Source organism: Bacillus sp. DB-2 (genome assembly GCF_003315125.1).
GTDB classification, from domain to species: domain Bacteria; phylum Bacillota; class Bacilli; order Bacillales; family Bacillaceae_G; genus Bacillus_A; species Bacillus_A mycoides.
In genome coordinates this window covers 1-16,533 of sequence record NZ_QNRN01000023.1, presented here as the reverse complement: position 1 = coordinate 16,533, position 16,533 = coordinate 1, and the positions used below count along the sequence as shown (strand labels likewise).

General features: G+C 32.1%; 10 protein-coding genes, 2 pseudogenes and 2 riboswitches. Of the genes and pseudogenes, 8 read left to right on the top strand and 4 right to left on the bottom strand.

Going from position 1 to position 16,533, the window contains the following annotated elements; all coding sequences use genetic code 11:
- Window positions 1-337: 337 nt before the first annotated feature.
- From DET63_RS28045 to mgtA, 5 genes and pseudogenes are all read left to right on the top strand, one after another.
- On the top strand, window positions 338-2,320 hold the full coding sequence (locus tag DET63_RS28045) for a methyl-accepting chemotaxis protein (protein WP_113938459.1): 1,983 nt from the start codon (window positions 338-340) through the stop codon (window positions 2,318-2,320).
- A 1,090-nt stretch (window positions 2,321-3,410) separates the two neighbouring features.
- Window positions 3,411-3,574: riboswitch (M-box (ykoK) riboswitch) on the bottom strand.
- A gap of 424 nt (window positions 3,575-3,998) precedes the next feature.
- Window positions 3,999-4,175: riboswitch (M-box (ykoK) riboswitch) on the top strand.
- A gap of 211 nt (window positions 4,176-4,386) precedes the next feature.
- Window positions 4,387-5,715, top strand: coding sequence for a magnesium transporter (mgtE, locus tag DET63_RS28040; RefSeq protein WP_061675983.1), 1,329 nt, complete (start codon window positions 4,387-4,389; stop codon window positions 5,713-5,715).
- Window positions 5,716-5,804: 89 nt separating this feature from the next.
- A pseudogene (locus tag DET63_RS28035) lies at window positions 5,805-6,907 on the top strand (FtsW/RodA/SpoVE family cell cycle protein); the annotation flags it as partial.
- A 33-nt stretch (window positions 6,908-6,940) separates the two neighbouring features.
- Window positions 6,941-7,480: an undecaprenyl-diphosphatase gene (locus DET63_RS28030; RefSeq protein ID WP_016126998.1), complete on the top strand. Its 540-nt coding sequence runs from the start codon at window positions 6,941-6,943 to the stop codon at window positions 7,478-7,480.
- A gap of 228 nt (window positions 7,481-7,708) precedes the next feature.
- Entirely contained in the window at window positions 7,709-10,402 is a 2,694-nt protein-coding gene (gene mgtA, locus DET63_RS28025; protein ID WP_113938458.1) for a magnesium-translocating P-type ATPase, read from the top strand.
- A gap of 212 nt (window positions 10,403-10,614) precedes the next feature.
- On the opposite strand, the gene DET63_RS28020 is transcribed toward mgtA, so the two are convergent.
- The 3 genes from DET63_RS28020 to DET63_RS28010 are packed head-to-tail and all read right to left on the bottom strand — an operon-like array spanning window position 10,615 to window position 14,337.
- On the bottom strand, window positions 10,615-11,742 hold the full coding sequence (locus DET63_RS28020) for a Ger(x)C family spore germination protein (RefSeq protein ID WP_002203957.1): 1,128 nt from the start codon (window positions 11,740-11,742) through the stop codon (window positions 10,615-10,617).
- The gene (locus DET63_RS28015) at window positions 11,739-12,842 is read right to left on the bottom strand and encodes a GerAB/ArcD/ProY family transporter (protein WP_113938457.1); all 1,104 of its coding nucleotides are present in this window, start codon (window positions 12,840-12,842) and stop codon (window positions 11,739-11,741) included. Before DET63_RS28015 ends, DET63_RS28020 begins: the two co-directional genes overlap by 4 nt.
- The gene (locus tag DET63_RS28010; protein WP_113938456.1) at window positions 12,829-14,337 is read right to left on the bottom strand and encodes a spore germination protein; all 1,509 of its coding nucleotides are present in this window, start codon (window positions 14,335-14,337) and stop codon (window positions 12,829-12,831) included. The genes DET63_RS28015 and DET63_RS28010 overlap by 14 nt, the downstream gene beginning before the upstream one ends.
- Window positions 14,338-14,767: 430 nt before the next feature.
- On the opposite strand from DET63_RS28010, the gene DET63_RS28005 reads away from it, so the two are divergent.
- From DET63_RS28005 to hfq, 3 genes and pseudogenes are all read left to right on the top strand, one after another.
- Entirely contained in the window at window positions 14,768-15,046 is a 279-nt protein-coding gene (locus DET63_RS28005) for an AbrB/MazE/SpoVT family DNA-binding domain-containing protein (protein ID WP_113938455.1), read from the top strand.
- A 248-nt stretch (window positions 15,047-15,294) separates the two neighbouring features.
- Window positions 15,295-15,619: pseudogene (locus DET63_RS28000) on the top strand (transposase).
- 39 nt (window positions 15,620-15,658) lie between these two features.
- A complete protein-coding gene (hfq, locus tag DET63_RS27995; RefSeq protein WP_002203963.1) occupies window positions 15,659-15,847 on the top strand; it encodes an RNA chaperone Hfq in 189 nt (62 codons plus the stop codon).
- 464 nt (window positions 15,848-16,311) lie between these two features.
- Here hfq and DET63_RS27990 read toward each other — a convergent pair.
- Window positions 16,312-16,533, bottom strand: a 222-nt coding sequence (locus DET63_RS27990; RefSeq protein WP_142675694.1) for a zinc ribbon domain-containing protein, incomplete at its 5' end; no start/stop codon positions are given.

Sequence of the window (16,533 nt, the reverse complement as noted above, 5' to 3'; positions counted from 1 at the left end):
GTAAGGATTTCATACAATTTAATTAGGCCTAAATTAAACCTTTTATCCAATCAAAACTAAAAACCATTTTAATAGAGTGAAGTATATATTTAATACGGTTTATTTGGAATAATTCTTATTTTTATATTTGCTTAAAATAGAAAAATAACATACTTGAAAGGGGGGATAAATAAAACTCCGCTTGTGAAAGCTAAATTGCTATCTCTGAAGATGCATGTAAAAGGATGTAGTAGTAATTTCATTTCAAATGATACCATAAATAATTGTAGAAAAAGATAAAGGAGTAAACATTTAAATAAATAATATGAGTTGTAAGAATGAAAAGGAGAAGAAAATCGTGTTTAATATAAAAAAAAGATTGGAACAAATAAAGCTAAAAACGAAGTTGTCTATGGCATTTATTACAATATTAATTATACCTAGTCTTATTGTAGGAATAACATCTTATGATGAGGCGAAAACAGATCTTAATGAAACAATTCTACAAACAGCAAAAGATAATGTAAGTATTTTAGATAAGATTGTTGATGATGAATTAGAAAACAAATATATAGATGTAACTTATTTTGCAAAATTACTCACACAAGGCAATTATAATCCTGATCAATTACAAAATGTGCAGAGTAAATTTGAACAATATATACAGTTACATCCAGAGATAGAAACAATTTATTCCGCATCCAGTAACAATCAATTTATTCATGCGCCTGTTGGAGAAATACCAGAAGGATTTAATCCGTTAGAAAGTAGTTGGTATAAGGATGCAGAAAAAGCGAATGGAGAAATTATTGTTTCATCTCCGTATAAATCAAAAGCTACAGGAAATATGGTAATAGCGATTGCCAAACAAAATGCAGATAAAAGTGGTGTCATTGGTATGGACTTAAATATTGATGATATCGTAAAAACATCTAAAATGATAAAGATAGGAAAGCAAGGTTTTGTAGCTATAGTGGGTCAAGATAAAACTATAGTTGTTCATCCAACATTAAAACCTGGTGAAAAATTAGATAAATCTTTAGCAGATGAACTTTATAAGAAAGAAGATGGAGAGATTACGTATAGCCTTAATGGTGAGGATCGAAACATAAGCTTTAAGACAAATAAAAAAACAGGTTGGAAAATAGCTGGTGTAATGCCTACGAAAGAAATTGAAGAAGCTACTAATCCTATTTTTTATAAAACATTTGCTATAATAGGAGCTTCTTTATTATTAGGTGGAATTATAATTTTCTTCATTCTTAGATCTATTATTAATCCACTAAGACAATTAGTTATTTCAGCTCAAAGAATTAGTCGAGGAGATTTAACGGAGAAAATTGATATTCGTTCAAAGGATGAACTTGGTCAATTGGGTGATAGTTTCAATGCAATGGCAGAGTCTTTACGCAATATTATTTCACAAATTAACACATCTGCAGGACATGTAGCAGCTTCTTCTGAGGAACTAACTGCTAGTGTAGAGCAAGCAAGTGTTGCAACAGAACAAATTACAAAAGAAATGGAAGAAATCTCACATAGTGCAGAAGTTCAAAATAATGAAGTTGAGTCTGGAGCTAAATTAATAGGTGAGGTAACACGAAATATTCAATGTGTAGCTGATAATGCTTCTGAAGTATCGACCTCATCTTTATACACAAAACAAAAAGCAAATGAGGGGGAACAATTAGTAGAACAAACTGTAACACAAATGCAGTCTATACATCATTCTGTTTCCCAATCCGATAATGTAATTAAATTATTAGATAAGAAATCGCAGCAAATAGGCACTATATTAGAAGCGATTCAAAATATTGCTGAACAAACAAATCTACTAGCACTAAATGCGGCGATTGAGGCGGCTAGGGCAGGAGAACAGGGACGTGGATTTGCAATTGTTGCGGATGAAGTTGGGAAATTAGCGGAACAATCAGGACAATCTTCAATGGAAATTGGAAAATTAATTAAAGAAATACAATTAGATGTACATGAGACTGTAAAAGCTATGAATGAAGTAGGAATAGAAGTACAGTCGGGAATTAAGGTAGCGAATGATACAAAACAAAGTTTTTATGAGATTTCAAATTCAGCGAATGATATCGTTTCCAAAGTACATGGTATGGTGGACCTATCAAATAAGATGACATTTGATGCAATGCAAGTCGATACATCTATTAATCAAATAGCAGTAGCTGTAAAAGAGAACACCACAAGTATGCAAACTATAGCTGGTTCATCCGAAGAACAACATGCTTCCATGGAAGAGATAAATTCTTCAGCAATTCAATTAGCACAAATGGCCGAAGAATTACAGGAGTTAATAGGTGGATTTAAAATGTAAAATTTTGGTATACCCTTAAATTATTGAAATTATTGAAATTATTAAAACACATAAGGTTTTATAAGAGTGTATGTTGAATTATTTTGCAATATACGCTCTTATTTTTTGTTTTTTTACAAAAAAACCTAAAATTAGAACGGATAATTACATTCATAAGTGAGGGAATTATAGCAGAAGAATACAAAACAATACCGAGGAATATTAGAAAGGAATTTCATGTAGAATGTAACTGCTCGATAATGAAATGTTTTGATAGACGTTATTTTGAGTAATAGTTGTAGAACAATTTTCGAGCAAAAAGAGGCGAATTCAATGGATTGGCTAGTTGGCTGTAATTTCGCTTTCTTTAAGTGATTAAGTAAAAATGACATAATAAATTGGGATGGAAAATTGATATTATTTATATATTTATTTGTAAGCCCAGTTGAACGAAAAAATACTGTGTAAGTATTTTTGTGAACATTTGGTGAGCAGTATCATCAATGTGATAAATCACATATTAAGAATATAATAATGTTAAAAGCAAGTGATCGTTATCACCACTTGCTTATGAGGTCTCTAAATAATGAAAATCAAAAAACATACTAAATAGAGTGAACAGGCACCTCATAGATAATATGTACTTCAATTATTAATTCTAAACATTGAGCAATTCTCACGCGTATTGAGTAAAAAATGTGGTTATGATATCTTTGAATAATTTTACATATTGTTTTGAATAAGTTAATTTTATTTTTAATATATAATTAATATAAATAAATATTATAATTCGAATAACGGACATAATTTCCCCATATTCACTGCATAAAATTTTGTTAAACTCTGAAATTCAAGAGGTAAATTATTCTTTATCATTGTAGTTCTTTTTTTATACGCTACTCTAAAATGCGTGTAATTATTAGAAATATGAATATGGGAAGAGGAGGGAGAACTTTTATTTTATTTTGATAGATTCAATTTTTTTCATGAAGATTCACCCTTTCTTTTTGTACTATATTCACATTTAAAAGGCCTTTACTCATATGAGTAAAGGCCTTTTTCAAGACAAAGAAACCTTGTTAGGAAAAAGCTAAACAAGTCGTTTTATCATAAAGGTCCCCCTCATTGAGTTTTAGCACTGTACAGCATAGGTTTAAAACCAGCTACCTTAAGAAGGGCCTTAATTCGACCGTTCCTGTTGACCCATTGGCGTCTCTCGACATTTTTGGGTAGCAGCGTTTCTCTATACAGGAGCCTCACCTAACAGAGACATATTTTATTTGCACTAATAAGCAAATTAAATGTTGTGTGTTTATCTAATGTGAAAATAATGAGTTTAAAATTCATCCCTTTTCAAGATACAGATTATATCGAAAGTGAGAGGAAATCAAGTTGAAATTTTTGTTATCTATCGGACGTTTTTGTTTTAAATATTTTATTTTTACACCAATATTCAATTATAAAGCGTCAGGACACGTGTAATAATAAAAAAAAATTAATTTAATAGTTTATAGTTTAGAAAATTTAGCGCATGAATTGTAAAGTTCGTTGTATAAATATAAATTAGTATACAGTTGTTTATATCTATGATTTGGGAATGGTATGATATCAAAAAATGAAGAAATAAGTTTTATTATTACTTGACAAGCTCAAAAATAGTGGATATGATTTAACACGAAACGAACAAAAATTTTAAATATTTATAACCTGTTAGGTGAGGCTCCTATACAAACACAGGCTATTGCCCAAAAATATCGAAAGATGCCAATGGGTAGAACAGGAATTGTCGGATTAAGGCTCTTCTTAAGATAGCTAAGTGATGAATGATTCATCCTTTACGTTGTATAGTGCCAAAACTCAACTAGGGGGAATGAGCTTTATTTAGCTATGTCTTTTTTAAATCAACCTCCTTTAGTTGAATCACTAGGGGAGGTTTTTTATATGCAAAATTTTATTTGTAATAAATCTCTTATAAAAGGGGGGAAAACTAATGATTGATGATATTGATCCCATATTTATTAAGAAATTTGTTTTCCCAGAAGTGGGAAAATGATAACAAGTACCACTGTCCTTAAGGAGGAATTACGATGAAAAAATGCTTACAACAATTATTAGCAACAAAAGATATACATTTAGTGCGAGAGCTAATAAAAATTCAATCCTATGATATTGCGATGGAAATGAAAGATCTTCACCATAAAGATCAGATATCTTTAATGAAATATTTTCCTGCTGAAAAAGGTGCGAAAATTCTTAGTTACCTTACTCCAGAGGAGCAATATAATATTTGCACCAACGTGCCTGTGGATAAAGGGGAAGAGCTATTAGCTAGGCAATCTATTGATGACCTTGTTGATGTAATTCTTTCAATTCATCCACTACAGGCTGAAAAACTGATACAACTTTTGTCTAAAGAATCTCAACAAAGAATTAGAAGTCTGTTGGTTTTTCAATCTGGAACAGCGGGTAGTTTGATGACAATTGACTATATTGCTGCCAGGGAAAATTGGAAAGTGAAAGATACGCTGTCGCATATTAGAAAAATTGGGGCAGGGGTAGAATCAATTTCGTATATTTATGTTCTTGATACGCGTGGTCAGCTTAATGGAATTGTTTCTATTCGTGAATTATTGCTAGCTTCAGATGATAAAACTTTATCATCAATAATGGCATCGGATGTTATTTCAGTTTCAGTGGACCTAGACCAACAGGAAGCTGTACAAAAGCTAATGGATTATGATTTATCCGCTATACCTGTAACAACGATGGATAATCGGATGATAGGTATCATAACCTTCGATGATGCAATGGATGTTTTCGAAGAAGAAGCAACTGAAGATATTCAAAAATTAGGAGGGAGCACCCCATTAGATAAGCCGTATTTCGAAACCTCTATTTGGCAAATATACCGTAAACGTATAGGTTGGTTATTACTTCTGTTTGTAGCAGAAGCATATACTGGTTCTGTACTTCGACATTATGAAGAAACTTTGACTCATGTAGTTGCACTGGCTTTTTTTATTCCCTTGTTAATTGGAACTGGTGGAAATACAGGTACACAGGTCGTAACTACATTGGTTCGAGCTGTAGCTCTAAATGAGGTGAAATTTAAAGATATATTTCGTGTTATGAAAAAAGAAGCATTAGTAGGTATTTTACTTGGGCTTACATTAGCCGTGGCGGCATTAATTCGTGCGTACACTTTAGGCGTAGGTACAGAAGTCGCACAAGTTGTAGCTATAACTGGATTATTCATTGTTATTTGGTCGTCTATTGTTTCATCTGTATTACCCTTGATTCTAAATAAGTTAAAGTTGGATCCAGCTGTTATTTCAGGTCCGTTCATTACGACATTAGTCGATGGGACGGGGTTAATTCTGTACTTTACCATTGCAAAAACGTTATTAGGCTTATAAAAAATTTATATTAAGTTTTTATACCTAGGTTCGTTCCCGTAAAGTTTGTAGACAAGATTCTTGGAAGCATGGAGAAAGAGAGAATAGAAATGAAAAAAATATTCAAGTTACTGGATTATCCGTTGGTGTTTTCGCTTATCGTTACAATTATATTTGGAATTATGATGATGTATAGTGCTAGCTCAATTGTTGCAGTAAAAAATTATGGTTATAGTGGTGATTTCTTTTTTCGCTCTCAATTAAATAAACTTTTTTAGGAGTAATAGGGTTAATAATTTGTATAGGACTACCTTTTCATATATGGAAAAAACGCATCGTTTCCGTGTGTATTGTAATGGTAAGTATTGTATTACTATTTTTAGTTTTATGGAAAGGGAAAGTTGTTAATAATGCACAATCTTGGATATTTGGAATAAAGCCTGCAGAATTTATTAAACTGGGTGTGATTATTGTACTAGCAGGTTTTTTTTCAAAGCGTCAAGAGGTGCAAAAATCATATTGGTAAGGCAGTGGTAAAGTTATTTTGTTTTTAATGTTTACGTTCTTTTTGATATACAAACAACCCAATCTAGGTTCTGCATTATTAATTTCAGGAATAGGGGCAAGTATGTTTATATGTTCTGGAATAAACATTTCTATTTTAATGAAATGGATAGCTGTTACTTCAATTGTTTGGGTACCGACTTTATACTTTCTTTTTAGGTTTGGTTTATCTGATGTTCAAATGGCACGTATTACAACGGTGTTCAATCCATTTCTTGATGCAAAAGGGGATGGTTACCAACTTGTAAATTCATTTATTGCCATAGGATCTGGTGGAGTTAGTGGACGTGGATATGGAAATAGTATTCAAAAGGAAGGTTTTTTACCTGAGCCTCATACTGATTTTATTATGTCAATTGTATCTGAGGAGCTTGGAATTATAGGGGTACTAATCATATTAACTGGTTTATTAACTATAGTACTTCGCTCTTTTAAGATTGTTCAAGAGTGTAAAAGTCAATTTGGAAGTCTAATATCAATAGGAATCGGGAGTATGATAGGTCTTCAATCTATTGTTAATTTAGGAGGTGACACGGGAATGTTCCCTCTTACAGGTACCCTCCTTCCATTTATTGGTTTTGGCGGAAGTTCTTTAATGGCTAATTTAATAGCAATGGGACTGTTAATAAATATCTCAATTTTCAATAAAAAAGCAGATAATATATTTGCTTATGGAGGAGAAATGTTAAATTTAATAAACAATCTAGATTATAATGGATTTCGGTATATAAATGAGCATGTGAAAGGAAATGTATACATCGATTATTTAATGATCTTTTTTGCTGAATATGCTCAGTATATGTTCATACTATTATTTATGATTCTTTGGTTAAACAAAAAATATAAAAATAGAACCTGTGTAATTCAAGCTATAATAGCATGCTGTTTTGCTTTTGTGTTGAATAGAATTATTGGATTGTTTTTTTATAGAGAACGACCATTTGTTTCTCAGTTGAATATAAAACAACTTGTTGAGCATACGGCTAATGCCTCTTTTCCTAGTGATCATGCTACAAGTGCCTTCGCAATAGCTATAACTTTATGCTTATATGAAAAACGTTTAGGGAAAGCATTTTTATTGTTAGCTTTTTTAATTGCTTTTTCAAGGGTCTGGGTAGGAGTACATTATCCGCTGGATGTATTAATAGGAGCTGTTTTAGGATTTTTATGGGCCTTCATAATCCATTATATAGTTAAAACTAACTTCAAAAATAATAAATAAAGCGTCTACACTATTATACTTGCGACAGACCACATTATATTCAAAAGTTTTGCTGCTAATAAGAGGAAACTGATAAATAAAAATTACTTTTTACGGTGAGAATAATACTATTTAAGTGCAATTGCACTTCTAAATTTGATTAAAAATTCAGGATGATTATAAAAATGTAGCTTTAAAATTATATTTTGAAAAAACAGGGGGATTTTATTTAATGGGTAGGAGGTTAAGTTGTTGCGATCTAATAAAAAAAAATCTTTTTATAATCAGGAAGTACTAGGCAAAAATTATAAAATGCTAAGTGAAATTGCAAAAAGTGATGTTGAGTCGACGTTTGCTTTTTTTAAAACATCGTCTCATGGACTTTCTCAGGAAGAAGCTACTAAGCGGCTTGAAGTATATGGGGAAAATAAAGTGATTTATCAAAAAAGGATAAAATGGTATATTACATTATTTAATTCTTTTAGAAGTCCGTTTATTTCTCTTCTAATCATATTAGGGATGTTATCTTTTCTTACTAATGATATAAAGGGTACTATTATTGTAGGCATTATGGTGGCTGTAAGTGTTTTAATTCGGTTCATACAAGAAATTCGTTCTCAGAAGTCTATAGAAAAATTAAAAAATCTTGTATATGAAAAGGTAACTGTTCTCAGGGGGGGAGATGTTTTATATAAGGAAAATAAGAGGGCGGTATTAGAAGAAAGTGGAAAGGTACAAGTTGCTCTTGAGAATCTGGTACCAGGGGATATTATAGAATTATCTGGCGGGAATATTGTACCTGCAGATGTACGAATCATCTCATCGGAAAATTTACTTGTAAATCAATCATCACTAACAGGGGAAGCATTACCCATTGTTAAAACAAATCAGTATTTCCATATGTACAAAAAACGTAAAATTAGAAAAATCCAAAATTTGATCGAATTGGAAAATCTCTGTTTTATGGGAACTCATATTATAAGTGGTACCGCAAAAGCAATAGTTGTGGGTACTGGAACAGATACTTACTTTGGTTCAATAGCAAAGAATCAGTTTAAACTGAACAAGAAATCTGATTTTAGATTCGATAAAGGGGTAAGCAAAGTTAGCTGGCTATTAATTAAATTTATGATTATCATGACACCTATTGTTATGATAATACATGGATTTATAAATGGGAATTGGTATGAGGCATTTTTATTCGCTTTAGCTGTAGCGATTGGACTTACTCCAGAGATGCTTCCAATGATTGTAACCGCTAATTTGGCTAAAGGTTCTATTAATATGAGTAAAAAGAAGGTACTTGTAAAACAACTATCTTCTATCCATAATCTCGGAGCTATGGATATTCTCTGTACCGATAAAACAGGCACATTGACAGAAGATAAAATGGACCTGGTATGCCATACAGATACTAATGGAGAGAAGTCGGATGAGGTTTTGAAATTAGCGTATTTAAATGGCTACTTTCATACAGCATATAAAAATGAAATTGATCTATCGGTTATGCGTTATGTAAGAGATAGTAGTGAATATGATATATCTCAATACTCAAAAATAGATGAATGCCCATTTGATTTTAATCGAAGACGAGTTTCAGTTGTTGTAGAAACAAATGCTAACGAACGAATAATGCTATGTAAAGGTGCTGTTAGAGAAGTTATATCAATTTGTAGTTATATAAAAGAAAATAATAAGATAATTCCTATTACAGATGAAATCCAACGTAAAAATAAACACTTAATTGAACTCTGGCAGGAACGGGGGATGCGTGTTGTTGCAGTTGCATATAAGCAGTTAAAGAGTGATAAAGTGGGGAGTTACTCTATTGATGATGAATCAGATATGATACTTGTTGGATATGTTGGTTTTTCAAATCCACCCAAACAATCGGCTATGGCTGCACTTCATACTCTACAAAAGAAAGGGGTACAAGTGAAAATTTTAACTGGTGATAATGAGTCCGTGACAAGAAATGTATGTAGGAAAATGGGCTTGTATATAGGAGAACCAGTACTGGGTTATGAAATTGATAGTCTTCCTGATAAAGCATTAGTAAAACTTGCAAGTAAAACAAGTGTGTTCGCAAAATTAAATCCTAGTCAAAAATTTCGTATTATTAAGGCACTTCAAATGAATGGCCATACAGTTGGATTTATGGGGGATGGAATTAACGATGTGTTTGCTTTAAAACAGTCTGACGTTGGTGTATCTATCCATACAGCAGATGATATCGTTAAAGAGTGTTCAGATATTATACTTATAGAAAAGAATTTACATGTATTAGAAGATGCTATTGTGGAAGGGCGGACAACGTTTGGAAATATACTGAAGTATATTAAGATGACAGCAAGTTCAAATTTTGGAAATGTATTAAGTTTATTAATTGCTAGCGCATTTCTTCCTTTTCTTCCAATGTTACCAATTCAAATATTATGTCAAAACTTACTATATAATTTATCCCAACTTTCAATTCCATGGGATAAAGTAGACAATGAATTTTTAGTGAAACCAAGAAGTTGGGATACAAAAGATTTATTTCGTTTTATCATTTTTATTGGGCCGGTAAGTAGTGTTTTTGATATAATTATTTTTATTGTAATGTGGAATATATTTGGTGCAAATATTCCTGAAATGCAATCCTTATTTCAAACGGGTTGGTTCGTAGTAGGGTTACTAACACAATTATTAATTGTGCATATGATTCGTACTCAACATATTCCTTTTCTACAAAGTACGGCTGCTAGACCTGTTTTGATACTTACAGGTTTAGTTATGATTATAGGGATTTCCCTTCCATTTACCAGGTTAAGTACCCAAATTGGCTTAACTCCACTTCCGTTGTATTATTTCCCGTGGTTATTTGGAATTTTAACAATATATGCTCTAGTTACTGAAATTATAAAGAAAATATACATTAGGAAGTTTAATCGATGGCTTTAAAACTAAACCATTTTGTTGAAGTTCATTGTACGTTGAAAAGGCGGAGTCTCTTTGGAGACTTCGCCTTTTCGGTATATCATGAATTACAGGAATTACTAGTAGCCTCATAATATTTCCTCATATATTCATGCCTCTGTTTATCTCTTGAGAAACTTTGCACCTTCACCCAAATTGAGGGGGAAGTTTTCTTGGCTAAAAATAATCTAGATAGTTTAATTCCTAATTGTTCCTGTATCTTTTATTTTAACATGTGTATTCACACGTATTTTAGCTTTTGAAAAAGCGCGCAACCAATCTTCTTTTACCTTTTTCCATTCTTTATATTGAAAAGCTCTAGCGTGTAACGATAAACCAATTGGATCAATTTTATTTCTCTGCATATCCTGTAACATGCCTTGTAATTTTTTATTGAACTCTTCCTGGATTTCATGTTCCAATCTACCTATATTCTTATTACCATGTAAACGAGTTTTAGTTAAGTTTCCGTTGGTTTTTTCAATTAAGGATACATTCATACTTACATCTATATTAAAAATAAATTTACCTTTTTGGAAATCAACACTAATTTTTCTCTTTGCATTTTGTACGAAAACAGACGTATTTGGCTTTTTATCAGATTTTTTTGGAGAAAGAACAAGGTGTAGTATCATCCGACCTGTATTTTTTGACTTATTAATAAGGTTGAAAAACTTCACATCGGTTTTAGGAATCTTCGTTAAGTACTTTCCTTGATGATTTAAAAATGCAATTCCTACCGTATCAATTTCATTATTTGTTTTCTTGATAATGGGAACAGTTTGCGTCATTCCCTGTTCATTTTTTTCTCTCATTAATTGTTGAATTGTAGAAGAGACGGATTGATTATTTTGAATTGAAGACTCGATTACACCATTTATATAAGATGGAAGTGATGGCTTATCAGGCCTATTAACTTTAAACATATCTTCTGCCGGTCCATCAACAAGCACCACTTTAGCATTGATGGTAGCGTAAGGATCACGGTAAGAGGAATCGAGCGCCTGTATCCAATTTTCTTCTTGTGCTAATTTATCCCCAATTAAAATAACTTCAGCTTTGGATGATGTCACATACCCTGTTAATTTCGTATCCATTTTGCTAAATCCATCATATATGGTTGACGCCTGAACCCAATGCTCTACAGTGCTGCTTTGCTGTTTATGATGAAAGAGTGGTATGCTTGTGCCCACTTTTATGTTTCCATTAGAAGTACTATCTAAGCCGATTAAAAGGATTAAAGAAACTTTTTCAAGAGGAATTCTCTGACCACAACCAATTAAACATACACAACAGATTACAATCCATATCCATTTTCGAATCAAAGCTGTTTCCTCCTAGTAAACCAAGTAAAAACAATGCTGTAAGCGAAAAAGAAGATTGGTAATAGAATAAAGAAAATGATATTTAAGATATCCATAAGAGAATATATAAATAAATATTGATCCACATCGGGATTTAGAAAAACGAATAAGCCGACTATTAATACCATAAAACCAACCAGCACCCAATTGCGAACGGTTTTTTGAAATAAAATGGTCACAGATTCGAAACTGAAAAATAAATACGGATATATTGTAGTGGAAAATACAATCAAATAGTAAGCGATATATAAAATTTCTAATCGTTCTATGAAAGAAAAACGAACCCCTTTTAACAGATGAAATACTGGCCAAATTACGTCTTTTATCCCCTCCGGACTAAAGTATATATAAGAAAGAATAGTCACATATAGATAGAAAAACATGGTTCCAGTATTCGCTATTAGTATTCCTTTTATGGCTTTTTGTTTTTTTTGTAAGAACGGATAAATAAAATATGCAATTTCTAAGCCCGCATAAGGAGTAATGGTTTCTTTTGTTGCCTTTACAATAGGATATAAGCCATCTTTAAAAATAGGTAGTAGGTGTAAAGGATTGTAAATACTCTGTAATGAGAAAAGGAGAAAGATTGGCATCCAAGTAGTGAAGAAGAAAACAAGCATAGAGTAACTAGTAAGAGCCCTTATCCCACTCAGTGATAAAATAATAAAAGGTAATAGTAATAATATGGCAATTTGATAAGCAGGAGTGGAAGGGAATATCCACACTTTTACAATATCAGTTGCCTTTAATAAAGTATTAAAACCAGCAAAAAATAGATAAAAGGCATATAAAAGAAGAAAAATTGTCCCTAGCCATTTACCAAAGTATGCATTTAAGATCTGAGAGAAATTTTTGTTAGGATTTTTTTGTAACATTAATATAATAATTACACCAATTATAGAAGTAATTATCCATCCCAGAATGATAGAAATCCAGCCGTCTGTACCAGCGGTAGTGGCAAGAGGGCTTGGCATAATTAACATACCTGATGCAAGTTGCAGTGAATGAATGAAAACAATATATTCGAATAAGGTTATGCTTTGGAATTTAAGACTCCCCATGCGAGCCACCTTCTTTTTTCTTTCTTTGTTTCGGCTGTCCTGTGCTTGAGCGGGTGGTGATCATAGAAATGGGAAATCTTACAAAAGAATCTTTTAACTCTTGGAGACGAAATGGTGCAATTGGCAATCCATATGGTGAACCATAGGAAGTTAGTGAAACAAAATGAGCAAATAAGAGCATTAATCCACTAACAATACCTACAATTCCAAAAAAGTAGGCAAATAACATCATTGGAAAACGAATAAGCCGAATACAACTTGATAAATCATAATTAGAAACAACAAATGATGCAATGGCAGTAATAGATACGATAATAACCATAACATTACTCACAAGTCCTGCTTGAACAGCTGCTTGTCCAATTACAATACCTCCAACAATTCCAATTGTTTGTCCAATTGGTTGTGGTAGACGAATACCCGCTTCACGAAGCATTTCTAATGTGATTTCCATAATAAATGCTTCCAATAAAGGCGAGAAAGGGACTTTAATTCTTGACGTTGCAATAGAAGTATATAGATCTAAAGGAATGATTTCAAAGTGGAATGAAACCATTGCAATATATATCGCGGGTAAAAATATAGCTATAATAAATCCTAAAAAGCGTAATAAGCGAAAAGATGATGCAATCAGCCAATGTACATTATAATCATCGGGAGTCTGAAAAAATCCAATTAAATTCATTGGAACGATCATTGCACCAGGAGATCTATCAATTAACACTGCTACTTTACCATCAAGAATATGATTAGAAATAGCATCTGGGCGTTCACTTAAATAAGCCTGTGGAAAGGGAGTCCAATTTTGATCTTTTGTAAAGTTGGACAATTCTCCTACACTCAATACTGTATCAGTTTTAATTTTACAGATTCTTGTCTCCACTTCCTGTACCACATCTTCGTTAGCTACATCGCCTAAGTAAAGTAAATATACAAAAGTAGTGGCCCGTTCTCCGATTGTCAATTTTTTGATTTTTAACTCAGTAGAAGGAATATATCTACGAATGAGACCTATGTTTTTAGTGGCATTCTCAATAAACCCATCATGAGAACCTTTAATGGTAACTTCTGAAATAGGTTCCTGAATCGATCTTTCTGCCCATCCCTTTGTATTTATGAGAAGGGCTTTCTTTTCTCCTTCCATAAACAGTACACATTGTCCCTCGAGCAGCCCTTTTTTAATTTCATTCCATGTATATACTGTTTTTGTATAAGTAGCAATAATATTAGAATTAAATACTTGCCTGTCTTCATTTACTTCTTGTAATAATGGTGTAACGACATTTCCTTTTAGTGCAAAACCATCTGTCAGACCTTCAAAATAATATAGTAAAACATTCGTTTTTGTTTTTAATTGTAATGGATGTTCAACTAAATCGGCACAAATATCAAAGATCTGTTCTAATGTATTCTTAAGTTCTTGTAAATTATTTGTCTGGATAGTTTCAACAATGGTATTTTCCATGGTTTCTAAGGTCTTTTCATTTAAAGACATGATTTACACCTCTTTACGTATAACGGTCGTGTTTTTATTATTTTTATATAATCAAATTTTATTCATTGGGATAGCAACACATCGCTATCAACTTGAAATTTTGTGGCACCCCCAGAACGAAATTTTAACGAATTCCTCGAAAGAATACTCCTTCCTCAAGCGCGTGAAGGGCGTAGCCCAGCGGTAGGTGGGAGATGAATTTCGGTTTGGCGTAGCCAAAAGGCTTTGCTTTTTATGACTTAACGCTTTCTCTACGAGCTGAAGAATTGCTTCATTTCAATTACTTATCTTGTTATCGTGCCAAAAATCCTCTATTTATTTTACTTGTTCTTTTGTAAATGCAAATAAATTTTCATGTATGGGAAAAGCTTGTTACAATAGTAAAGAATAGCTTGGGTACAATTGATAATGAAATGGGGAAAGATATTAGATGAAAGCAACCGGAGTAACTAGAAAAATAGATGAATTAGGGCGTGTGGTAATTCCAAAGGAACTTAGAAATACGCTAGGTATGAAAGAAAAATCACCATTAGAGATCTTTGTAGAAGGTGAAGACATTGTTTTACAGAGGTATCAGCCTGGTGGTGTTTGTGCGTTAACAGAAGAAGTGTCAAATCGTAACATAACATTAGCAAATGGTAAGATAGCATTAAGTCCAGAAGGTGCAGAATTATTAATAAAAGAAATAGAACAATACCTTGTAAAATAAGAAGCTCCTTTCAAGGGGCTTTTTTAGGTTTAACATTATAATTTCACGTACCGTAATAATTAATAAAAGATAAAACACCACACAAATAGTCTACATTTACTTTTATGTTGAATTAATTCGCTAAATGGATCATGTATTGTTTATTTTGCATAGATTTCTTGCGAAATATGTCCCTAAAGCAGTATTTCAATTTAAATGTGATACGATAGTTATATATTCGTTTTACTAGTAAAAGGAGATGAGTTTCGATGAAAAACCACAAAAAAGTAAATGGAAAAAATCCTTCAAACAAATAAAAAATGGTCACATCTCAAGTGAAAACAAAAAGAACATATTTCTAATTGGTTACGTAGAGAATATACACAGTTTTTAAAAACACATCATAGAAAACCTAGAAAGTATGAACATGATGAGATTCTTCATGAAGTGATGATTCAAATGCAGGAACGTGAAATTTGGATTCTTTATGGTGAAGTAAAAAGATATTATCTAAGCAAAATAGGAAAATGGTTTAGAAAAATAGAAAGTGAATGGGAATCACATATATCCAACAGTGAAAAGCAGCAAGTATGAGAAGAAAAGTAAATACAAACAAACCAGGGGGCGCATTTCATGTTTAATTTACAAGAAGATATGTATGAACAATTGAAAGAGAAAAAAGGGGAAGTTACTGTATTTTTAAAGAATGGCGTTCCAGTACGTGGGCAGATCCTTGCAACAGATAAATTTACTGTCTTAATGATGGTTCATGGTAAACAACAACTGGTATACAAACAAGCCATCTCTACAATCATTAAGTAATACCATAAAGTATTTAGCTCTACCTAGGCAAATTTTACGATCTATGCAATACCAATCTGTTAATATGTACAAATGTAAACAGGATATTAGGGGCACCATATAGTGAAAACGAGTTTTACAAAAGTATGAAAGTAGCAAACTAATATAAACAAGTTGTAATATTGCCATCAAATCAAAAAGAACATGTAGTAATTTCTACATGTTCTTTTTTTAATAAAAATGAAAGTAAACTTTTAGCCGTTTAGTTTACTTTCAAATCATTTATTTAATTAGGTTTATCACAACTTATTCATTTCCCTCAAAAATTCTTATAGAAGTATACCTGTGAACTACCCGCCACTTAACGTCCTAACGGACTGTTTGAAGTGGGGGCTTCTCGGTTAGTCGTTACTTTTGATAGCTAACGAATTCGTCTTAAGACAGCCGAGCTAACTCCCTTGTTCCAAAGGTTATTTTATTGCTATTTATGCTAACGCTAATAGGCGTATTGCTTCATTTTTGATATTGATAGCTGCGTTATAATCTCTATCGAGATTTACACCGCATATACAAGAATATATTCGTTCAGACAATGACATATTTTTTACATTCCCACAACTGCTACATGTTTTTGTGGAAGGAAACCATTTGTCTATTTTCATAAATTGTTTTCCTTGTTCGTATAGTTTATAAGCTAAAAAAGAAGT